General features: G+C 63.2%; 19 protein-coding genes. 5 read left to right on the top strand and 14 right to left on the bottom strand.

What is annotated here, in order from left to right; all coding sequences use genetic code 11:
* Positions 1-281 precede the first annotated feature (281 nt).
* The 8 genes from pdxY to hemW form a co-directional block, all read right to left on the bottom strand.
* Entirely contained in the window at positions 282-1,130 is an 849-nt protein-coding gene (gene pdxY, locus M5J06_RS06675; protein WP_250224256.1) for a pyridoxal kinase PdxY, read from the bottom strand.
* A 50-nt stretch (positions 1,131-1,180) separates the two neighbouring features.
* Entirely contained in the window at positions 1,181-1,756 is a 576-nt protein-coding gene (gene ybeY / locus M5J06_RS06670; RefSeq protein ID WP_070530222.1) for an rRNA maturation RNase YbeY, read from the bottom strand.
* The gene (locus M5J06_RS06665; RefSeq protein WP_070561478.1) at positions 1,753-2,718 is read right to left on the bottom strand and encodes a PhoH family protein; all 966 of its coding nucleotides are present in this window, start codon (positions 2,716-2,718) and stop codon (positions 1,753-1,755) included. Before M5J06_RS06665 ends, ybeY begins: the two co-directional genes overlap by 4 nt.
* A gap of 10 nt (positions 2,719-2,728) precedes the next feature.
* A complete protein-coding gene (locus M5J06_RS06660) occupies positions 2,729-3,469 on the bottom strand; it encodes a 16S rRNA (uracil(1498)-N(3))-methyltransferase (RefSeq protein WP_250224255.1) in 741 nt (246 codons plus the stop codon).
* Positions 3,469-4,611 (bottom strand): molecular chaperone DnaJ, encoded by a 1,143-nt coding sequence (gene dnaJ, locus M5J06_RS06655; RefSeq protein WP_143334694.1) that lies wholly within the window; start codon positions 4,609-4,611, stop codon positions 3,469-3,471. Before dnaJ ends, M5J06_RS06660 begins: the two co-directional genes overlap by 1 nt.
* A 54-nt stretch (positions 4,612-4,665) precedes the next feature.
* Positions 4,666-5,700, bottom strand: coding sequence for a heat-inducible transcriptional repressor HrcA (hrcA, locus tag M5J06_RS06650; RefSeq protein ID WP_070530209.1), 1,035 nt, complete (start codon positions 5,698-5,700; stop codon positions 4,666-4,668).
* A 10-nt stretch (positions 5,701-5,710) separates the two neighbouring features.
* Complete coding sequence (locus M5J06_RS06645) at positions 5,711-6,883, bottom strand: ATP-binding protein (protein WP_250224254.1); 1,173 nt, start codon at positions 6,881-6,883, stop codon at positions 5,711-5,713.
* A gap of 423 nt (positions 6,884-7,306) precedes the next feature.
* Positions 7,307-8,455: a radical SAM family heme chaperone HemW gene (gene hemW, locus M5J06_RS06640; protein ID WP_250224253.1), complete on the bottom strand. Its 1,149-nt coding sequence runs from the start codon at positions 8,453-8,455 to the stop codon at positions 7,307-7,309.
* A 143-nt stretch (positions 8,456-8,598) separates the two neighbouring features.
* Between hemW and M5J06_RS06635 the strand changes: the two genes are divergently transcribed.
* Both M5J06_RS06635 and M5J06_RS06630 read left to right on the top strand, forming a co-directional pair.
* On the top strand, positions 8,599-9,972 hold the full coding sequence (locus tag M5J06_RS06635; protein WP_070561468.1) for a hemolysin family protein: 1,374 nt from the start codon (positions 8,599-8,601) through the stop codon (positions 9,970-9,972).
* A complete protein-coding gene (locus M5J06_RS06630; protein WP_250224252.1) occupies positions 9,972-11,039 on the top strand; it encodes a CNNM domain-containing protein in 1,068 nt (355 codons plus the stop codon). The genes M5J06_RS06635 and M5J06_RS06630 overlap by 1 nt, the downstream gene beginning before the upstream one ends.
* 181 nt (positions 11,040-11,220) lie before the next feature.
* Here the strand turns inward: M5J06_RS06630 and M5J06_RS06625 are convergent, their stop codons facing one another.
* On the bottom strand, positions 11,221-11,901 hold the full coding sequence (locus M5J06_RS06625; protein WP_070519581.1) for a hypothetical protein: 681 nt from the start codon (positions 11,899-11,901) through the stop codon (positions 11,221-11,223).
* A 125-nt stretch (positions 11,902-12,026) separates the two neighbouring features.
* Complete coding sequence (locus M5J06_RS06620) at positions 12,027-13,868, bottom strand: AMP-dependent synthetase/ligase (RefSeq protein ID WP_070530199.1); 1,842 nt, start codon at positions 13,866-13,868, stop codon at positions 12,027-12,029.
* Between the two features lie 93 nt (positions 13,869-13,961).
* Here M5J06_RS06620 and malQ point away from each other — a divergent pair, with 93 nt between their 5' ends.
* Entirely contained in the window at positions 13,962-16,061 is a 2,100-nt protein-coding gene (gene malQ / locus M5J06_RS06615; RefSeq protein ID WP_250224251.1) for a 4-alpha-glucanotransferase, read from the top strand.
* Here malQ and M5J06_RS06610 read toward each other — a convergent pair.
* Together M5J06_RS06610 and M5J06_RS06605 are read right to left on the bottom strand one after the other, a co-directional pair.
* Positions 16,058-16,213 (bottom strand): hypothetical protein, encoded by a 156-nt coding sequence (locus tag M5J06_RS06610; RefSeq protein WP_185963341.1) that lies wholly within the window; start codon positions 16,211-16,213, stop codon positions 16,058-16,060. The two genes, malQ and M5J06_RS06610, sit on opposite strands and share 4 nt — an antisense overlap.
* Positions 16,206-16,364 carry a hypothetical protein gene (locus tag M5J06_RS06605; protein ID WP_168164014.1) on the bottom strand — a complete coding sequence of 53 codons (159 nt, stop codon included), beginning with the start codon at positions 16,362-16,364 and terminating at the stop codon, positions 16,206-16,208. Before M5J06_RS06605 ends, M5J06_RS06610 begins: the two co-directional genes overlap by 8 nt.
* 23 nt (positions 16,365-16,387) lie before the next feature.
* On the opposite strand from M5J06_RS06605, the gene M5J06_RS06600 reads away from it, so the two are divergent.
* Positions 16,388-17,659, top strand: a complete 1,272-nt coding sequence (locus tag M5J06_RS06600) for a carboxylesterase family protein (RefSeq protein ID WP_250224250.1) — start codon at positions 16,388-16,390, stop codon at positions 17,657-17,659.
* On the opposite strand, the gene idi is transcribed toward M5J06_RS06600, so the two are convergent.
* On the bottom strand, positions 17,656-18,180 hold the full coding sequence (idi, locus tag M5J06_RS06595) for an isopentenyl-diphosphate Delta-isomerase (RefSeq protein WP_250224249.1): 525 nt from the start codon (positions 18,178-18,180) through the stop codon (positions 17,656-17,658). The genes M5J06_RS06600 and idi overlap by 4 nt on opposite strands.
* Positions 18,177-18,713 carry a hypothetical protein gene (locus M5J06_RS06590; protein ID WP_250224248.1) on the bottom strand — a complete coding sequence of 179 codons (537 nt, stop codon included), beginning with the start codon at positions 18,711-18,713 and terminating at the stop codon, positions 18,177-18,179. Before M5J06_RS06590 ends, idi begins: the two co-directional genes overlap by 4 nt.
* 90 nt (positions 18,714-18,803) lie before the next feature.
* Between M5J06_RS06590 and M5J06_RS06585 the strand changes: the two genes are divergently transcribed.
* Complete coding sequence (locus M5J06_RS06585; protein WP_070561462.1) at positions 18,804-20,636, top strand: ABC transporter ATP-binding protein; 1,833 nt, start codon at positions 18,804-18,806, stop codon at positions 20,634-20,636.
* Positions 20,637-20,641 lie beyond the last annotated feature (5 nt).

The raw sequence follows: 20,641 nt of genomic DNA, 5'->3' as shown, positions 1-20,641 counted from the left end.
GCCTGCAGATGGTTCGAGTCAGACGGTTCTGGTCATAAGGTTTCTTTGCCCCCAAACGAACCATCTAGCGACCTCCAGAAGGTTTGTTTGCCCCCAAGAGAACCTTCTGACCCGAACCATCTGAGTAGAACCGTATGGCTGGAAACGACATCGTTGAAGGAGGGCCGCGAAAGCAGCGGTGAGGTGCGGGTGAAAGCTGATAGCGCGAGGTTATCCGCCGCATGGCGACTGCGAAAAAGCTTGCGCCAAATGGCATCTTGCACATGGTGTCTGTCAGAAGGCTAGAGCTCCTCCACCCGGAACTGCAGCTGCGGGTTAGCAAAGACATCCTGCGACTCGATGAGCAGCAGCTCCTGAGAATCCGCCTCATAGGTGTTTTGGAGCAGGTCAAAGACGGAAGACGCGGTTCGCTTGAGGGCCAGCTTGGCGTCATTGGTCTCCACGTAGTGCCCCGTAAAGAGCGAGGCCGTGACATCGCCCGAGCCGTTGCGCTTGAAAGGCAGCTTGGGGGTGGCCACCAAGAAGGCGCGTTCGCCATCAACGGCAAGCATCTCAATCTCGTCCTCGCTGGTCTCCGGGCGCTGCACCGAGGTGACCAACACGGTCTTCGGGCCGATCTCCTGCGCGCGCTTCACCGCCGCGAGGGTCTGCTCCAAGGTGCCCACCTCGCTGTCCGTCAGGTAGCCCAGCTCAAACTGGTTCGGGGTGATGATGTCCGCGACCGGCACAACCTTATCGCGCAGCAGCGGCGGAATCTCATCCGAGACGAAGCAACCGGACTTAGCGTTGCCCATCACCGGGTCACACGCATAGAGGGCCTTGGGGTTAACCGCCTTGATGCGGTTCACTGCATCCACGATGGCGCCCGCAATATCCGGCCCGCCCTGGTAACCGGACAAGATCGCATCGATGCGTGGGAAGGCACCGCGCTTCTCGATGCCATCCACAATCGCCGTGACCTCTTCCGCCGGGATCATCGGCCCGCCCCAGTCGCCATAACCGGTGTGGTTGGAAAAGTTCACCGTGTGAATCGGCCACACCTCATGGCCAGCGCGCTGAAGTGGAAAGACTGCTGCGGAGTTGCCCACGTGACCGAAGGTGACGTGGGACTGAATGGAGAGGATGTTCATAGTCCTCCATTGTGCTACGCCCCACGTAGCACCTCAACGTTTGGGCCGTTTTAGATTCCGCCGCCGGGAACTTCCTCATCGAGCTTCGCGCGCTCGGCGGCATCCGGGAAGGCCTTCGGGCCCGAGGGCTTGGGCTGGTAGCTCACGCCACGCGCCGCTAGGTCCTCGTACCAGTCCGCCAGCAGCTCATTCTGCAGGCCGAACATTTCTTTCTCCTCCGCCGCAGTGGTGTGATCATAGCCCAGCAGGTGCAGGCAACCATGCACTGTCAGCAAGGCCAGCTCGTGGCCCAAGGAGTGGCCGGCCGCGGTGGCTTGGCGCTGCGCAAACTCCGGGCAGAGCACGATATCGCCCAGCATGGCCGGTCCGGCTTCGGCAGCGTCGGGGCGCCCGCCGGTAGCGCCCGGGGTGAGCTCATCCATGGGAAAGCTCATCACGTCGGTCGGGCCTTCCAGGTCCATCCAGCGCACGTGCAAGTCCGCGATGGTATCCAGATCCACGGCGGTAATCGTGCACTCGGCATCCGGGTTAACGTCGAGGCGGCCGAGGGCGTAGGAGCAGACGTCGATCAGCATCTCCTCGTTCACGCCGTCATAACCGGACTCGTTAATAAATTCGATGCTCATTTCTTCTCCTCCTGCTCAGCAAAGTTATCGTAAGCCTCCACGATGCGCCCGACCAGCTGGTGGCGCACCACGTCGGCCGCGCCTAGCTCCGCGAAGTGAATATCCGGCACACCCTTGAGAATGCGCCGCACCAGACGCAGGCCGGAGACCTGGCCACCCGGCAAGTCCACCTGGGAAATATCGCCGGTCACCACGATGGTGGAGCCAAAACCCAAGCGCGTCAGGAACATCTTCATCTGCGCCGGCGTGGTGTTCTGGGCCTCGTCGAGGATGACGAAGGCATCGTTGAGCGTGCGGCCACGCATATAGGCCAAGGGGGCGACTTCGATGATGCCGGCCTCCATGAGCTTCGGAATCATCTCCGGGTCAATCATGTCCCGCAAAGCGTCGTACAGCGGGCGCAGGTAAGGGTCGATCTTGTCATTGAGGGTGCCGGGCAGAAAGCCCAGCTTCTCCCCCGCTTCAACCGCCGGGCGGGTCAGGATAATGCGGCTAACCTGCTTGGCGCGCAGGGCCTGCACCGCCTTGGCCACCGCCAGGTAGGTCTTACCGGTACCGGCCGGGCCGATGCCAAAGACAATCGTGTTCTCATCGATGGCTTGCACATAGCGCGATTGGCCCACCGTCTTCGGGCGCACGGCCTTGCCGCGGCGCGAAACGATATCCGCTGCGAGCGTCTCAGACACGGAAGCTGGGGCATCCACCGTGACCAGGTCCAGGGTGTGCTTCACGGTATCCGTGCTGACCGGATGGCCGCGGCGGGCAATGGCCTCGAGCTCCTCCAGGACCTTGTGCGCGCGGGCCACCTCATAATCGGGGCCGGCGGCAGTAATGGTGGTGCCGCGCGCAAAGAGGTCCACGCCCAGAAGGTTTCCCAAAACGCGCAGGTTATCGTCCGCCGGGCCGAGCACCGTGGCCAGGTAGGCGGAATCGAGATCAAACTTGGTGGTGATAATAGGCACGCCCAAAAGGCTACCAGCGCGAGGTCAGGGTGCCGATGCTGGCCAACGCCACCATGCTTGCCGACGCCGTCCTCAACACCTCCGGCCCCAACTTGATCGCCGTTGCACCGGCGTCCTGCAAGCGGGCTAGTTCCTCCGCGCCGATGCCACCCTCCGGGCCCACCAGAAGGTAGATAGTCTCGGCGACGTCGAGGTCAGCAAGGTCCTTAAGCCGAACCTCGGCTTCCTCGTGAAGGACCAAGGCTCGTGCGCCCGCAATCTCCTGGCACAACTGGCGGGTGGTCAAAGGACCACGCACGGCGGGCACGCGCGCGCGGCGCGATTGCTTGGCAGCCGCCACGGCCGCGGATTCCCACTTTGCTAGCGCCTTCGGGGCCTTCTTCGCATCCCACTTGGACACGCAGCGATCCGCCTGCCAGGCGATGATCTCATCCGCACCGGCCTGGGTGGCCAGGTCGACGGCCAACTCGGCGCGCTCCGACTTCGGGATGGCCTGGACCACGATGACGCGCGGGGAGGGTTCGGGGATGATCGCGAGGTCGTCGACAAGCGCGGCCAGCGTGTCCTTGCCCTGCGTATCAGTGATGGTGGCGGTGGCGCGGCGCCCGGACCCATCGATCAGGGCCAGGTGCTCCCCTGGGCCCATGCGCTTGACGGTGACCGCGTGGCGGCCCTCCGCGCCATCGAGGCCCACGGGCTGGCCGACCTTCGCGAGGGAGAGATCCGGGTGGAGGAAGACGGGCAAAGACATTAGCGGCGGAACTTACCTCGGAGGCGGGTAAAGAGGGATTCGCCCTGATTGTCACCGGCGCGGTGCACCTCGGTGCCGCTGTGACCGGCGGCGCGGACCTTTTCGAGGGCCTCACGGGTCTTCTTATCCAGGTCCGTCGGGATCACCACATCCACGTGAGCGTGGAGGTTGCCAAAGCCGTCGGTGCGCAGGCGCGGCATGCCCTTGCCCTGGAGCGTGATGGACTCGCCCGGCTGGGTGCCCGGCGCGATATCGATGGTGAGCTCTTCGCCGTCGAGCTGCTCGACGGTGCAGGAAGAGCCGAGGGCAGCATCCACCATGGGCACGCGAACGGTCAGGTGCAGGTCATCGGCATTACGCTCGAAGACGGGGTGCGGCTCGGTGTGCACCTCCACGTACAGGTCACCGGCGGGGCCGCCGCCGTGGCCGACCTCGCCCTGGGAGGCCATGCGGATGCGCATGCCATCACCAATGCCGGCGGGGATGCTCACCGTAATATCACGACGCTTGCGCACGCGGCCATCGCCGCCACAGTGGCCGCAGGGATCGGTAACCACTTCGCCGAAGCCATAGCACTTCGGGCAATCGCGGGTAGTCATCATGTTGCCCAGCATGCTGCGCTGGACTTCCTGGACCTGGCCCATGCCACCGCAATGGTCACAAGTGACCGGCTTGGCCTTGGACTCGGAACCGGTTCCCTCACAGCGGTCACAGATCACGGCGGTGTCCACCTTGACCTGCTGCTTGACGCCGCTATAAGCCTCCTCGAGGGTAATGGTGGTACGCAGGAGAGCATCATCGCCCGGCTGCACGCGGGAACGCGGGCCGCGGGAGGCCGCTCCCCCGCCGAAGAACTCGGCGAAGATATCCCCGAGTCCGCCGCCGCCGAAACCGCCAAAGCCGCCGCCTTGGGCCGCGCGCTCCTCCATGGGGTCACCACCCATGTCCACAATCCGGCGCTTCTGCGGATCGAGCAGAACCTCCTGTGCAAGGGAAGCCTCGCGGAACTTCTCCGCGGCCTCGTCATCGCCCGGGTTGACGTCCGGGTGGTACTTGCGCGCCAGCTTGCGGTAGGCCTTCTTAATCTCGGCGTCGGACGCCGACTTTTCTACACCAAGAATGCCGTAGTAGTCACGAGCCACGTACTGTCATCCTTCTATTTCTCGTTGATACTAAATCTAATCCGACGGGCTAGCTTACTCGCCCGCCAGGATTTCACTCACATAGCGTGCAACGGCAGAGACCTTGGAAATTGTTCCCGAATAGTCCATATACGTCGGCCCCACGACACCCAGCCCGCCGAGTGCCGCCGCATGCTCGCCGGTGCCAAAACCATAGCGCGTGGCCACGACAGAGGTTTGGCGCAGCTCGTCGGCTTCGTTCTCCTCGCCGATGGATACAGAAACATTGCCCAAATCCGGCACGCGCGCCAGCAGCTTGAGCACGACGACCTGCTCCTCGAGGGCCTCGATGATAGAGGGCAGGCCCTCGGTGAGAGCCACGCGGGTGAGGTTGGAGGTACCCGCCATAATCAGGCGGTCGGAGGGCTGTTCCACAAGGGTCTCGATCAGCGTCGTCGCGGCCTTGAGGAGGTGGGGGCGGATGTCGGCTGGGGAGTCGTCGACAAGCGCGGCCAGCTCCACCGAAGCATCGGTGAGCGTCTTGCCCTCCAGGGCGGTGTTGAGGATGTCGCGCAGGCGGTGGGTCTGCTCGGGGTCGATCACGTCATCGAGCTCCACATTGCGCTGATCGACGCGCCCATTATCCGTAATCAGCACCAAGAGCAAGCGCACCGGTGAGAGTGCCACGACCTCGCAGTGCTTGACGCGGGAGACCTTGAGGTTGGGCATCTGCACGACGGCTGCTTGCTTCGTCACCTGGGCCAGCAGCTGGACAGACCGGCGCAGCACGTCTTCCAAATCCACCCCGCCTTCGAGGAAGGTAAGCATGGCGCGGCGCTCGGCCTTGGAGAGCGGCTTGACGTCGTGCAGCGTATCGACGAATTGGCGGTAGCCCTTCTGCGTGGGCACGCGCCCGGAGCTGGCGTGTTCCTGGGCGATAAGCCCTTCGGCTTCGAGCACGGCCATGTCATTGCGGATCGTCGCCGAGGACACGCCCAGCTGGTAGCGCTCGAGCAGGGCCTTGGAGCCGACGGGCGATTGCGAGGCGATATAGTCCGCGACGATGGCGCGCAGGACCTCTTGGCGGCGGGCATCGGTGGAGCTGGACATGTCTTTAAGGCTATCCGTTCTGGCGGGCGATGAAGTCGTCAAAATTTGGCACAGTGTAGCTCACCCTGCCGTGTTCTGGAGCATAGATCAATCCTTTACTAATGAGCTTGGCTCGCACAGGACCCAGTTTCTTCGTGTCTTTACCTAAGATGTCCGCGATGTCCTTGCTCGAGATTTCCTCTCCGCCAACCTTTGCCATCGCGGTCAAGTAGTCCCGCTCGGCTGGAGTAGCGCGATCCCACCTGGCTTGGAAAAACCCGCGGTCCAACTGCTCAATTCCAAGCCGCGCGGCGCGTCGAGCTGCATCGGAATCCATAGGTGAAGTTCGCGCAGTACGCCACATTTGTGCACCAAATTCCTGGATGAAATACGGATACTGCCCCGATACATTAGCTAGATATTCAACTGCTTCATCGTCAAATTCCACATTCTGTGTCCGCGCAGGTTCACGGAAGGCGGCAACTGCGGCATACATTTCGAGCCTGCCAATTTGGTGCACCTCGAACATTCGCTCTGCATAAGAGCGGGACTCCGCCAGAATCCCTGGCAGACTCGGGAGCCCAGCGCCAATAATGTAAAAAGGCAAGCCCAGCTGCCCTGCTTCATGTTGTGCAGAAATGAGTGCTTCGAGCAGCTCTTCATCAAGGTCTTGCATTTCGTCGATGAAGATTCCTAAAGCTTTATCCTCCTTGAGGAGCGTCGTAGTGATGGCCTCGATCACATCGTGCAGATCAAGCTCGAGGTTTCCTGTTGCCGGAGGAATGTCTCCTACTTCAACCCCAAGGTCAATAATGCTTTGTCCTACCGAGAGCGAGAAAGATTTTACGGCCGCAGCAATAAAGTGAAAACCCTCAGATACCTTGGCTTTCGTCCGATAGCGCAAAGAGGCTTTGGCTAAACCTTGCGCTAGAGCACGGCGGGCTCCTTCTCGTCCACGTGCCCCCTGCGAAGCCTCAAACTTAATCGTTAGCCAGTCGGCTTGGTCAGCCTTCCTTTTTAATTGGTTGAGCAGCACGGTCTTACCCACTCCACGCAAGCCAACGAGCAGCATTGGACGGCCAAGCAATCCGTTCTGGATGCGTTTGACAAGATTGTCAAACGCATGAAGGTCTCTCTCGCGCCCAGTAAGAACTGTCGGCGCGATGCCCGAGCCAGGAGTATAGGGGTTTAAGGCGTCATCCATGCCACTAATACTAGCAATATCGAGAGCGACTAACAGGTTTCTCGACGTGGAGAGAGAAACTAACACCGCTATCAAACTTCCCGACGACAGGAGCAAAACTAACAAATTCCCGGCGGAGCTAACTTTAAGTCCCCATGTCTCCTCGACGTCGAAAGGCCAAGGCCTAGCCACTTCTTCGCAGCTTCGCGGTTGCATCACACAGCTGGTTCTACTCAGATGGTTCAGGTCATACGGTTTACTTGCCCCCAAACGAACCTTCTAGCAGCCTAAGGAAGGTTTGTTTGCCCCCAAACAAACCTTATGACTAGAACCTTTCCACTGGAACCATGTGCGGAAGGCTGAGGACAGGCCACGAGCAGGGTACGGCCGCTAATGAGCCAGCTGATGCGGATCCGGAGGTCGGCCCGCAGGCGGGGCAAGCCCCTAGCGAGCGGTGCCTTCGGCGGTATCTTCGGCGACAAGGAGGTCGGTGATGATCCCATCCGCGAGCAGGCGTCCCGCCTTGGTCACGCGGAGGTGGTCGCCGGCGCGCTCGAGCAGGCCGCGCTCGATGAAGCGCGCGGCGACGGGCTCGGCGGCCGGCGCGAGCCAGGACGCAGGGATGCCCTCGCGCAGGCGCAGTCCCAGCATGATGCGCTCGGTGTGGCGATCGGCGGCGCTGAGCTGCTCGCGCTCCTTGATGGGAAGCTCCCCCTCGCTGACAGCCTTGATATAGGTCCGCGGGTTCTTCACGTTGAAGAAGCGCTCGTTGCCTAGGTGCGAATGCGCGCCCGGGCCCGCGCCCCACCAATTGCCGTCCACCCAGTAGATGCGGTTGTGCTGGCACTCCCCGCCCGGCTTGGCCCAGTTGGAGACCTCGTACCACTCAAAGCCTTCGGCCTCGAGGGCGGAGGAGATCATCTCGTAGCGCCGGGCCAGCACGTCCTCGTCCGGGGCCGGAAGCAGGCCCTTCGATACCTTGCGGGCCATGCGCGTGCCGTCCTCCACAATGAGCGAATACGCACTGATGTGGTCCACCCCGGTCTCCAGGGCGCGCTCCAAGGTCAGGGCAACGTCGGCGTCCTCTTCAGTCGGCGTGCCATAAATCATGTCCAGGTTGACGTGCTCGAAGCCCGCGGCGATGGCTTCGCGTGCCGCATCGAAGGCGCGGCCCGGGGTGTGGGCACGCTCGAGCACGGCGAGCACACCCGGTGAGGCGGACTGCATGCCAAGGGAGAGGCGGGTGAAGCCGGCGTCGAGAAGCCCGGCGAAGTACTCCGGCGAGGTTGATTCCGGGTTGGATTCCGTGGTGACCTCCGCGCCCGGGGCCAGCCCGAAGGTGTCGCGCACCCGATTCAACACACGGCCCAGCCCCTCGGCCCCCAGCAAGCTCGGCGTACCGCCGCCGATAAAAACCGTTTCGGCCTCACGGCCTACCTGGGCCGCCGCCATCTCCAGCTCTTTCTCCAGCGCATCCAGATAATCGCTGGTCAGATCCCCTCCCAGCTCACCCGGGGTATAGGTGTTGAAATCGCAGTAGCCGCAGCGCGAGGCACAGAAGGGAACGTGAATATAAAGACCGAAGGGATCCATGGGGAACAAAATAACCGACTAAACCGTTGAAGCGGTAGTCTATAGTGCAGATTTGCAACCCCGATAGTTAAGAAAGGCCCCCTTTTTTCGTGGAACCTCCGAGTCGATGTCCCCGCCGCCTCCTTAAGGCGGTGGGGTGAGCCGTGTTATCTGCCATCCTGATGATTGTGGCGGGTTTCGCCGTCATCGCTCTCATTATCGTGGCCAACGCGTACTTCGTCGCGCAAGAATTTGCCTTCATGTCCGTGGACCGCACGCAGCTGCGCCAGCGCGCCGCTGCGGGGGATAAACCAGCGGAGCGCGCGCTCAAGATCACGCAGAAAACCTCCTTCATGCTTTCCGGCGCACAGCTGGGCATCACGATTACGGGCCTGCTTATCGGTTATGTGGCCGAGCCACTCGTGGGCCAAGGCCTGGGCCAGCTGCTCGGTGGCGTGGGCGTGCCCACGGGCGTGTCCGTCGCCGTGGGTACGGTGACCGCGCTGGCCGTGTCGACGGTTCTCACGATGCTCTTTGCCGAGCTCTTCCCCAAGAACTACACCATCGCCGCTCCCATGAAGACAGCGCTGTGGCTGTCCGCGTCCACGATGTGGTACCTCAAGATCTTCGGCTGGTTGATCCACTTCTTCGAGTATTCCTCCAACGCCATCCTCAAGGTCTTCGGCATCGAACCGGTGGAGGATGTCGATTCTTCTGCCACCACCGATGACCTGGAATCCATCGTGGATGCCTCCCACGAGGCCGGCGACTTGGATGAGGACACCTACCTGGTGCTCGACCGCCTCCTCGACTTCCCCGAACACGACGTGGGGCACGCCATGATTCCGCGCTCGCGCGTGGATGTCATCGAGCCGGAGACCACCATCGGTGAGGTCCGCGAGATGATGTCGGAGAACCACACCCGCTACCCCATCATCGACGATGAGCACAATCCCATCGGCGTGGTGCACCTCTATGACGTGCTGGGCACCGAGTTGCCCGCGGCCACCCCGGCCCGCGAAATCATGAAGGAACCCGTGGTGGTTCCGGAGCTCATGCCGCTTCCCGACGTCGTCACGGAGCTTCGCGACGCCGACGAAAAACTCGCCTGCGTCATCGACGAATACGGCGGCTTCGTGGGCATTGTGACCATGGAGGACTTGGCCGAGGAGATCCTCGGCGATGTCACCGATGAGCACGACCTCGAAGAGACCGAGGAGATCACCGAGCAGGACGAGACGCACTGGATCGTCGACGGTGACACACCCATCGACGAGGTCGAGCGCGCCATCGGCCACGACCTGCCGGAGGGTGATTTCGAAACCGTCGCCGGCCTGCTCATCGCGCACTCCGGCACGTTGCCGGAGGAAGGCGAAGAGCTCGCCATCGAGTTGGAGGCAGAGCCTGAAGACTGGGTCGACGGCGATGAAGCCCCCACCCGCACGCTCAACGTCCGCGTCGAGGAAATCGACCGCCACGTGCCCTCCGTCCTAGCCCTAGAGCTGGTGGAGGAATTCCCGGAAGGAGAGGATGACTAATGACTGATACCTGGTGGTTCAACCTCCTCATCACCATTCTCATCATTGCTGCTTCCGGCTTCTTCGTGGTCATCGAGTTCTCCCTCATGGGCGCGCGCCGCAACCGCCTGGAGGAAACCGCGGAATCCTCGGCTGCCTCGCGCGCGGGCCTGCGCTCGCTCAACGAGCTGACCGTCATGTTGGCCGGCGCCCAGCTGGGCATTACCGCCGCAACCTTCGTCCTCGGTGCCGTGACCAAGCCGTGGGTCCATCACCTGCTCATGAGCCCGCTGGAGGCCCTCGGCTTGCCGCTGGGCGTTGCTGACGTCGTCTCCTTCCTCCTCGCACTTTTCGTCGTGACCTTCCTACACCTGGTCATCGGTGAGATGGCGCCAAAGTCCTGGGCCATCGCCCACCCGGAGACGGCCCTGCAGCTCATTGCGGTTCCTGCCCGCGGCTTCATCTGGCTCTTCCGCCCGCTGCTGATCTGGATTAACAAGATGGCGAACAAGCTGGTGCTCATGACCGGCGAGGAACCCGTCGACCGCGCCGGTGCGGCCGGCTATGACGCGGAGACCCTGCGCCACCTCGTCGAGCACTCGCGGCAGACGGGCACGCTTGACGACGACTCCGCGAACCAGATCACCGGCGTCATCGAGCTGGAAGCGTCCACCGCCGCACAGTTGGCCCGCGAGCACGGCTCGGAAATCTTGCCTCTGTCTTCCGATGCCACGGTGGCTGAGCTGCACGACCTCGTCGTGCACAAGTCCATCATGCGCGTGCTGGTCTACCCGCGCGCCTCGCGCATTCCGCGCATCGTCCACGTCCGCGATACCCTGCTGGCGGATCCGGAAACCCCGGTGCTGGAATTCTCCCGCCCCGCGTTGGCGGTGAGTTCCTCCTCCACCGTGCAGAAGACTCTGGATCAGATGCGCGCCCGCAACGAGCAGCTCGTCATGGTGGGCAAGCCCACCAAGGACAAGACGGTGTGGATCCTGACCTGGGATGACATCATGGGCCAGCTGTGGCCGCAGATTACGGAACAGCTAGACCAGGCCGCGCCGGCCGCCAAGAACCCGGGGGCTTAGCGCGTACGCGCTAGACGGGGCACACGAAGCTAAGCGTGGTGCACGAAGCTAGACGGTGGCACGCAAAGTTATTCGTGCCACGCTAACTACGAAAAGCGCCGCCGAGAGAGGGATTCTCGGCGGCGCTCTTCTTTAGGTAATCCTTGTGTGTTGGCAACAAGGAAGTCTGTGATGCGGCTCCTTAAGCGGTCGTGGCGGCCTGCTTCTGGCGCTTAGCCCGGACGCGGGCGACGACGGCGTCGATACGCGCGCGCTCCTCTAGGAAGGGCGGCGGATTGTGCCCGCGCATGGTGCGCACGAAGGCGGGGTGTGCCTCGACGACGGTGTGACGCCAGGCTTGCACGGCAATAAGGGAGGATTCTCCCGCGCGCTTGTACAAGTTCGGCAGGGAAACCACGTCGAGGTTGCGGGCCACGGCGTCGGTTTGCGCCAGCACGTACTCGACCAGCTCGCGCAGGTAGGCAGCCACCGCGGCGGTACGGCCGCGCAAGGTTTCTGCCAGCTCGGAGACCACGACGGGCGGGCCGGAGATAGGCAGGCCCTCAGCGAGTGCGCGGGCGGTGAGCTGCTTCGGTTCCTCGACGTCATTGTCGCCGGAGGAGGCAGCCGAGATGGTGCCGGACTTCAGGCCGGAGACCAGCGCCTGGCGCAGGCCGATGAGCTCGCCGACGCAGCGCCCGGAATCCACGCGGGCGTCTTCGACGATATCCCCCAGCTCGGCCAAGCAGTCGAGGGAGAGTTCATCGTCCCAGTCCTCGATGGCCTCGATGAGGTGCTCGATGTAGTCGACGACTTCATCGCCGATGTTATAGATTTCTTGGGTCAGCTCACGGTGGCGCAGCTCGGCTGCGATCTTGTGCATAGGCCGCCCTTCCCGTGAGAACCTCTAGTTGAGGTTTAGAGTTTTTCTGACCCCGCTGACTCTATTAGAGATCCTCGCATTCGGCTGCGCGACACTCCGAAGGAATTCACAGACTCCGTCCAGCCTTATTTCTTGCCGGCGTAGAGGCGCTCAATGTCAGCCGCATAGCGCTGGGCCACCACGTAACGCTTGACCTTCAGGGTTGGGGTGAGCTCGTTGCTTTCCTCGGTGAGGTCCTGATCCAGGATGACGAACTTCTTAATACCCTCCGCGTGGGAGACGGTGGCGTTGACCTGGTTGATGGCGTCCTGAATATCCGCGCGCAGCGCCGGATCCGCAGCTACCTCGCGCATGCCCTTGGTCGCGGCGATGTTGTGGTCCGCCTTCCAGCGCTTGAGCGCGTCCTCATCCAGGGTGAGCAGCACGCCGACGAAGGGCTTGCCGTCGCCAACCACCATGGCCTGGGAGATCAGCGGGTGGGAACGCAGGATATCTTCCATCGGGCCAGGCGAGACATTCTTGCCGCCCGCGGTGACGATGAGGTCCTTCTTGCGGCCGGTGATAACGAGCTTGCCTTCTTCGTTGATCTCACCGAGGTCGCCGGTGTTGTACCAGCCGTCCTGCAGCGCATTCTCGGTGGCTTCCGGGTTCTGCCAGTAGCCCTTGAAGACGATATCTCCCTTAATCAGGATCTCGCCGTCCTCGTTAATGCGCATCGTCGTTCCGCCCAGCGGCGGGCCGACGGTGCCGATGGACTGATCCACGAAGTCCACGGCGGCAGCCGCTGCGGTCTCCGTAAGTCCATAGCCCTCGTAGATGGTCACGCCGATGCCGCGGTACCAGTGCAGCAGATCCTGCGAGATGGCCGAGCCACCGGAGATGCAGTACTTGACCTCGCCGCCCATTGCCTGGCGGATGGCGGAATAGACCAGCTTGTCAAAGGCCTTGTGCTTGGCCTTGAGAACTCGGTTGGGGCCCTCCGGGGTATCCAGCGCCTTGGAGTATTCGATGGCGACTTTCTCCGCGCTGTCGAAGATCGCGCCCTTGAACGCGGAGGAACCATGCGCCTTGGCGGACGCACCGTTGCGTACCTTTTCAAACACGCGCGGCACGCCAAGAATCAGGTTCGGGCGGGAACGAGCGAACTCAACGGTGATGGTGCTGAAGTCCGCCCAGTGGTTCTGGGACGCACCACCGATGGTGACCGCCAGCGACACCGCACGGCTGAAGACGTGTGCCAGCGGCAGGAAGGTCAGGACGTGTGCGCCCGGCACGGCGATGGCACCAATGGGGTTGGTCAGCAACCCGCGGGCTTCCGCCAGCCAGTTGCGGTGGGTCAGCATGCAACCCTTGGGGCGCCCGGTAGTGCCGGAGGTGTACACCAGGGAGGCGACGTCGTCAGTGTGCGTAGCTTCGATGCGCTGGTTGACGGTGTCGTCGCTGATGTCGCGTCCCTCAAACTTCAGCGTATCGATGGCCGAAGAGTTGATTTCTAAGACACGGCGCAGCTGGGAGGGGGAACCGTGCAGCTGCGGGGTTCCGTCCTCCTGCAGCTTCAGATGCTTGACCAGCTCGGAGTGCTCGCGGGTTTCCGTGATGGCGAGGATTGCGCCGGAGTCCTCGATGATCCACTGAACCTGGGACATCGACGACGAGGGGTACACCGGAACGGAAACCGCACCGGCGGCCCAGATGGCGTAGTCCAGCAAGGACCACTCATAGCGGGTGGTGGAAATGAGCGCCACGCGGTCACCCTGCTCCACGCCGAAGGCGATGAGCCCCTTGGCCACCGCGTAGACTTCCTCGACGAATTCCTTGGCGGTGACGTTGACCCACTCGTAATTCGCCGGGCGGGTAAACAGCACGCCATGTGGGCGGGCGTGCGCCGTAGCCATCATGGCGGTAAGGCACGTTTCGCCGTCCTTGATCTCGAATTCCGCTTTGGTGTGCGCTTCATTCAAAGTCACAGTTGTGTCCTTTCCCACAAAAACTAAATTCCAGCCCACTCTACCAACCTGATTTATTACGCGCGTGGGGAGGGCGTGGCACAATTGGGGGATGTGACTACCCGTGATCTGCTTCAAGAACTTGCCCAACGCCACGGTGTGGCCTGCGAGTACACCGCCCAGAACGGACAGCCTGTGTACGTCAGCGAGGAGACAATCACCTACACGCTGCGCGCACTCGGCGTCTCTATCTCCGACCGTCCGGACGATGAGGAGCTAACCCAAGCCCTCTTCGAGGACTACCTCGCTCGGGCTTCCCGCCCACTGCCGCCCTGCGTGGTGGCCCGCGAAGGCGCCGAAAAGTCCTTCGCCGTCCACGTCCACGACGGGGATCCGGTCTCCGTCACGATCGAATTGGAAAGCGGCGAGACCCGCCCGACTTACCAGGACCCCAACGATGCCCCGGCTGCCGACGTCTCCGGAACCATGTGGGGCGAGGCAAGCTTCCACGTCCCCGGCGACCTGCCTCTCGGATTCCATAAGCTGCTCCTGTCCTCTCCCGGCACCGGAGAGCACGAGTGCCCGCTCATCGTCGTGCCGAACCACCTGAGCACGGCAGATCGCTACCTCGAGCGCCCCGCAGCGGGTGCGATGACACAGCTGTATTCGGTGCGTTCCGAGAAGTCCTGGGGCATGGGTGATTTCGGTGACTTAGCAGAGCTGGCGGAGGTCTTAGCACCGGACTACGACTTCCTCCTTATTAATCCGCTGCATGCTGGCGAGCCGATTCCGCCGGTGGAAGACTCGCCCTACCTGCCCACCACGCGGCGATTCATCAATCCGATCTATATCCGCATCGAGGACGTCCCGGAGCTGAAACTACTCAGCCCGGAACTCCAGGATGACGTGGCCGAGCTGGCCGCCGAGTTCCGCGAGCGCAACCTGTCTGCAGAAGAGATTGATCGTGATTCCATCTTCGAGGCCAAGCTGCAGGTCCTCCAGGAGCTCTTCAACAAGGGGATGACCCCAGAGCGCCGCACCGCCTTTAGCGAGTACCAGCGCCGCGAGGGCCGTGGCCTGCGTAACTTCGCGCTGTGGTGCGCCGAGACCGAGCTCGAACGCCACAGCGGCCGTCGCCACGCGCTGAGCCTTGACGTCAGCGAGTTGGCTGAGTTCTATTCCTGGCTGCAGTTCCTCTGCGATGAGCAGCTAGATGCTGCCCAGCGCCGCGCGCTCGACGCCGGCATGAGCATCGGGCTTATCACCGACATGGCCGTGGGCATCCACCCCGCCGGTGCCGACGCCGTCAATCTGGCGGAATACCTCGCCCCGCAGTGTTCGGTGGGCGCCCCGCCGGATGATTACAACCAGCAGGGCCAGGACTGGTCTCAGCCGCCGTGGCACCCGGTCCGCCTGGCGGAATCCGGCTACCAGCCGTGGCGTGACTTGTTGCGAACGATGCTGGGCAATGCTGGCGGCCTGCGCGTTGACCACGTGCTCGGCCTGTTCCGCCTGTACTGGATCCCGCGTCACGCCACCCCGCTCAACGGCACCTACGTGACCTATGACTGGGAGGCTATGCTCGGCATCCTCGCGCTCGAGGCTGAGCGCGCCGGCGCGGTCCTCGTGGGCGAGGACCTGGGCACCCTGGAGCCGTGGGTCCAAAACGCTCTGCGCGATATGGGGGTGCTGGGCACCACCATCATCTGGTTTGAGCACGCCGAGGACGGCCCCACCCCGCGCCCGCAGGATCAATACCGCCAGATGGCGATGTCCTCGGTGGGCACGCACGATCTGCCGCCGACGCTCGCCTTCCTGCGCGGCGACCACATCGCGCTGCGCGCCCGCCTGGGTCTGCTCACCCGCCCGGTGGCAGAAGAAGAAGCCGAGGACCGCGCGTGGCAGGAAAAGGTCAAGGACAACCTGCAGGCCTATGGCATGTTGGACAACCGCGAGAGCGAAGAGGACATGCTCGTTGCCCTGCACCGCTACATCGCGGGAACCCCGTCGGCGCTGACGGTGACCAACCTGGTGGACATGGTCGGTGACGTGCGCGCCCAAAACCAGCCGGGCACGACGAAGGACCAGTACCCCAACTGGTGCATCCCGCTGTGCGATACCGCCGGCAAGCCGGTGTTGTTGGAGGATCTGCCGAAGCAGGAGCTCTACCAGCGCCTCGCCCAGGCCGCCACGAGGCCGGGCGCCGGGCGCTAAACGACGACGCCGACGATGGCCACCACGACGATGAGCGCGATCATCAGCCAGAGGGTCACGCTCACTCGGGACTTAGGCAGTGCGCGTTTGCGGTGGGGAGGCTGCGGGCGCTCGGGGTCCCACAGGCCTTCGCGGTGATCATCGTCAGTCATGTTTCTTCATCCTAGTCGCGGGCGCTAGCCACGAATTCACACGGTCGATAACCCACATCAGCACCCACCCCATGACGGTCGCGGCCGGCACTGCGGTCACGGCGAGCACCGCCATCTGCGCCCACACTGGCGCCTGCACGAGCCATTCCATGCCCTCAGGGTAGCCTGTTGTCCATGAGCAGTGCACCTTTCGACGTCACCTGCCCCGCGGGCACCATCACCGGCTACCTCGATGGGGACGTGGCCCATTTCCACTCCATCGAGTACTCCCACATCCCGGGAGATTTCGATAACCCCGAGCCCGCCCCGCCGCGTGACCAGGACGCGCGCGAACCGCATCCGGAGAAGGTCGCGCTGACCATCACCGCCCCCGCGCCCGGCGAACGCACCGCTGCCCTAGCACCCACCCTGGTCTACATCCACGGCGGCCGCTACGAGCACGGCTCCCACGAGGACCCCCGGGCGGAGGGCACGCCGACTGCGGAGGCGGGCATCGTCCACGTGCAGCTGGGCTACCGCGTGGGGCTGCCGGGGCTTGCCCGTTTCCGCGATGATGAGCCCAACCACTACCGCGCCATCGAGGACCTACAGCTGGGCTTGGAATGGATCCAGCGCAACATCGAGTCCTTCGGCGGCGACCCCACCAACGTCACCGTCGTGGGCCAGTCCGCCGGCGCTAATGCCGTTCTCTGGCTGTGTCGGCGCGACCACTACCGCGGGGCTTTTCGCCGCGCCGTGGCGCTCTCCCCGGGCTTCCCTCGTGAAAGCTTCGAGGAGCGCAAGGCCACGCTGCGCCAGGTGATGAAGAAACCCATCACACGCTCCTCCCTCGCGGCGATGAGCAAGGAGGAGCTCGCGGCCGGCTACGGCAAGTTCCGCAAGAAGTACAGCCTCGATATGGCGCTGGGCCCCACCCCACTGGAGTGTGGGCAGCTTGCCGACGTCCCCCTCATCCTCGCCAGCACCCGCGACGAGTTCTACAACATCCCGGCCACGCAGAAGATCGACCGCTCCCCTTTCCGCGGCCTCATCCTGCGCTATGTGGCCCCGCGCTTTGGATTTCCCCGCAATGGTTTCAAGCCGTGGTATCAGGTAGCACAGCACATGGATAAGGACCGCCCTATGGGCCGGTTGGTGGGTGATGCCATCATCCGCCGCTGGGCGGCCGAGGTGGCGGAGAAGGCACCAGGTAAGACCTGGATGGTGGAGTTTACCCGCTCCTCGGGCCCGGCCTTGCACTGCGAGGAGCTGCGCCCGCTCTTTGGGGACACGGAGCTAGCACAGTGGCTGCGGGACTTCCTGCGCACCGGCGAGCCCGGTTTCGAGGCCTACCGCCCCGAGCACGCCATCTGGGAATACAACCTGGATAACGGCGAAAACCGCGTGGCCTATTCCAGCCTGGATTACATCTCGGCGGCCTTCGCCCAGGATGGCAGCCTGCTTTAGGCCAACAGGGCCTCGCGCAGCGGCTCGTGGGCCAGCTCCTCAACCATCCACGGGCTAAAGGCGAATGGCGTGGCATCGGCGGCAGCGAGGACATCGCGCACCGGGACCCACGCGAAGGAGTCCACCTCATCCGGGTTAGGCGTGGGTTCGTCGGTGGTCTCAAAGAGATAGACCGGGCAGATTTCGTTTTCCACCACGCCGGAGGAATCCACGGCGCGGTAGGCAAAATCCGGCAGCACTAAGTGAGGTGTGCCGCTGAGGCCAAGTTCGAACTGGGCGCGGCGTATGACGGCGTCGGCAGTCGGCTCATCCGGCCCGGGGTGTCCGCAGAAAGAATTGGTCCATACACCAGGCCAGGTCAGCTTGGACAGGGCGCGGCGAGTCAACAACAGCTCGCCTCCGCGCACCACCCAGGCGGAGAAAGCAAAATGCAGCGGAGTATCCGCGGTGTGGACGGCGGCCTTCTCAGCTACGCCTGCGGGCTTGCCCTCGGGCGAGGCTAGAACGACGAGTTCCGTCATAGATTGAGGTCTCCTACAAAGCGCACGTTGCCGATGCTAAAGCGCGCGTTCCACAGGTTGCCGGGGGCAACATCATAGACATACTGGAGATTGGTGGACGCGCCTGCCCCCAGCGGGTGATCCAAGCCCGGCGCGGCTACATCTGGGTGGACAGCGGGGTCAACATCAATCGAATCCACGGTGGCCCAGCCGCCGTTGCCATCGGCGCGCTCGAGGGTGGGTTCCGGGAGGGCGTCGGCAGGCATGGGCACCTCGTTGAGGTTGTGGATCTTCACCGTGAGCACCGTTCCACCGCCGCCGGAGTACAGGCCCTGCAGCTCATACTCCACGTTGAGGCCCTTGTCCTTGACGGGTGCCGCCAGGTTGGAGGTCACCTCTTCGGCGTCCACGTCTTTAGCCTCAAACGTCGGCGGCTCCGAGCTGGACACCACGATGTTGTCCTGCGGGCCCGTGTCCGGCGGCTGGAGGATGCTGCAGCCTGAGAGGGCAACCAGGCACAGCGGGGCACACGCTAGGGGGAGGTACTTCTTCACCGCGAATCCTTTTCCATCACGACTTCGGTTTCTCCCTTACCTTAGTCGACGGGTTGGATATTCCTATTAAGGGCGTAACATCGGCCGACGATGAACTCTATTCTCCGCATCGTCCGCAGCGCGTCTGCGCTGTGGCCGTTCTATCTCGGCGTCCTAATCACCGCGTCAGTCACCGCGATTCTCTCGCTGCTGACGCCCTTCATCCTCCGCGAGGCCACCGACACCGTCGTCGCAGGAGGCCCGCTGCGTACCATCCTCTGGTGGGTCGTGGCGCTCTTTGTGGCGGATGCGCTGGGCAACGTGGTGAAAAACATCGGCGGCTATATCGGCGATGTCATGGTGGCGCGCCTGCGCCAGATTCTGTCCACGCGCTACTTTGCCAAGCTGCTCTCCGTGCCGCAGGGTTATTACGACAACCAGGTCACCGGCACCATCATTGCGCGCTTGGACCGCTCGATTGCGAATATCACGCAGTTCCTGCAGTCCTTCTCCAATAACTTCTTCGTCATGCTGATCCAGGCCGCGGCGGTGTTGGTCATCACCGCGGTGTACTACTGGCCGCTGGCCATCTTGCTGGCAGCGCTCTTCCCCATCTATATGTGGCTCACCGCGCTGACCTCGGAGCGCTGGCAGAAGTATGAGGGGATCAAGAACGAAAACATCGACGTGGCCAATGGGCGCTTCGCGGAGGTCATCGGCCAGGTGAAGGTGACCAAGTCCTTCGTCGCTGAGGCCCGCGAGTTGGCCTCCTTCGGTTCGCGCTACCGCACGGTGGTGGATACGACGAAGCCGCAATCGCACTGGTGGCATTCCATGGATACCGCGCGTGGCGCGGCCATGGCGCTGATCTTCTTAGGGATCTATGGCCTGATCTTCTGGCGCACCTTGGAGGGCCACTTCTCCATCGGTGACATGGTCATGCTCCTGCAGCTGGTGAACATGGCCAAGCAGCCGGTGTTCATGATGAGCTGGATCGTGGATGTCAGCCAGCGCGCCATTGCCGGCTCCAAGGACTATTTCAAGGTCATGGAGGAGACCCCGGAGCCGACGGTAAACCCGCAGCTGGTCGCCGCCGCTGACGCCTCCGACGTTCCCGAGCTGGACCTCACCCCGGCCGAGCCGCTGCGCCCAACGCAAGGCCCGGTCTTTGCCTTCGAGGACGTGTCCTTCTCCTATGAGTCGGAAAAGCCGGTCGTCGCCGATATTTCCTTCGCCGCCCAAGAGGGCCATAAGGTCGCGCTTGTCGGCGAATCCGGCGGCGGCAAGTCCACCTTGGTCAACCTGCTGCTGGGCCTGTACCAGCCCACGGAGGGAAAGCTGACGGTGCTCGGACACGACGCCGCGGAGCTTACCGCCGAGCGCCTGCGCGCCTCAGTCGGCGTGGTCTTCCAGGAGTCCTATCTCTTTTCCGGCACCATCAAGGAAAACATCGCATATGGCAAGCCGGGGGCGACGATGGAGGAGATCGTGAACGTCGCCAAGCGCGCCAATGCGCACGACTTCATCGAGGAATTCCCCGATGGTTATGACACCGTCATCGGTGAGCGCGGCCTCAAGCTCTCCGGCGGGCAGAAGCAGCGCGTGGCCGTGGCGCGCGCCATGCTGAAGGACGCCCCCATCCTCGTGCTCGACGAGGCCACCTCGGCGCTGGACACCAAGGCCGAGCGCGCCGTCCAGGCCGGTCTGGACGAGCTCATGAAGGACCGCACCACGCTCATCATCGCGCACCGCCTGTCCACCATCGCGGACGTGGACACCATCATCACCCTCGACCACGGCCGCATCTCCGAAATTGGTTCCCCGGCCGAGCTGGCGCAGTCCGGCGGCATCTACGCCGAGCTGCTGCGTTTGACCCAATCCGCCTCCGCCGCCGACCGCCAGCGGCTGAAAAAATACGGATTTGTGCAGCCCACCGACGAGTAAGGTGG

This window comes from Corynebacterium intestinale, assembly GCF_023574125.1.
Lineage (GTDB): Bacteria > Actinomycetota > Actinomycetes > Mycobacteriales > Mycobacteriaceae > Corynebacterium > Corynebacterium hesseae.
The sequence above is the reverse complement of the archived record's forward strand: the minus strand, read 5'-3'. Positions and strand labels throughout refer to the sequence as shown.

Bases quoted from the DNA above. Each gene is read 5' to 3' on its own strand.
- hrcA (WP_070530209.1), bottom strand. From the start codon at position 5,700: ATGTCCAGCTCCACCGATGCCCGCCGCCAAGAGGTCCTGCGCGCCATC.
- M5J06_RS06585 (WP_070561462.1), top strand. From the start codon at position 18,804: ATGAACTCTATTCTCCGCATCGTCCGCAGCGCGTCTGCGCTGTGGCCG.
- M5J06_RS06645 (WP_250224254.1), bottom strand. From the start codon at position 6,883: ATGGATGACGCCTTAAACCCCTATACTCCTGGCTCGGGCATCGCGCCG.
- M5J06_RS06605 (WP_168164014.1), bottom strand. From the start codon at position 16,364: ATGGAATGGCTCGTGCAGGCGCCAGTGTGGGCGCAGATGGCGGTGCTC.
- M5J06_RS06625 (WP_070519581.1), bottom strand. From the start codon at position 11,901: ATGCACAAGATCGCAGCCGAGCTGCGCCACCGTGAGCTGACCCAAGAA.
- ybeY (WP_070530222.1), bottom strand. From the start codon at position 1,756: ATGAGCATCGAATTTATTAACGAGTCCGGTTATGACGGCGTGAACGAG.
- M5J06_RS06600 (WP_250224250.1), top strand. From the start codon at position 16,388: ATGAGCAGTGCACCTTTCGACGTCACCTGCCCCGCGGGCACCATCACC.
- idi (WP_250224249.1), bottom strand. From the start codon at position 18,180: ATGACGGAACTCGTCGTTCTAGCCTCGCCCGAGGGCAAGCCCGCAGGC.
- M5J06_RS06610 (WP_185963341.1), bottom strand. From the start codon at position 16,213: ATGACTGACGATGATCACCGCGAAGGCCTGTGGGACCCCGAGCGCCCG.
- hemW (WP_250224253.1), bottom strand. From the start codon at position 8,455: ATGGATCCCTTCGGTCTTTATATTCACGTTCCCTTCTGTGCCTCGCGC.
- M5J06_RS06660 (WP_250224255.1), bottom strand. From the start codon at position 3,469: ATGTCTTTGCCCGTCTTCCTCCACCCGGATCTCTCCCTCGCGAAGGTC.
- M5J06_RS06630 (WP_250224252.1), top strand. From the start codon at position 9,972: ATGACTGATACCTGGTGGTTCAACCTCCTCATCACCATTCTCATCATT.
- pdxY (WP_250224256.1), bottom strand. From the start codon at position 1,130: ATGAACATCCTCTCCATTCAGTCCCACGTCACCTTCGGTCACGTGGGC.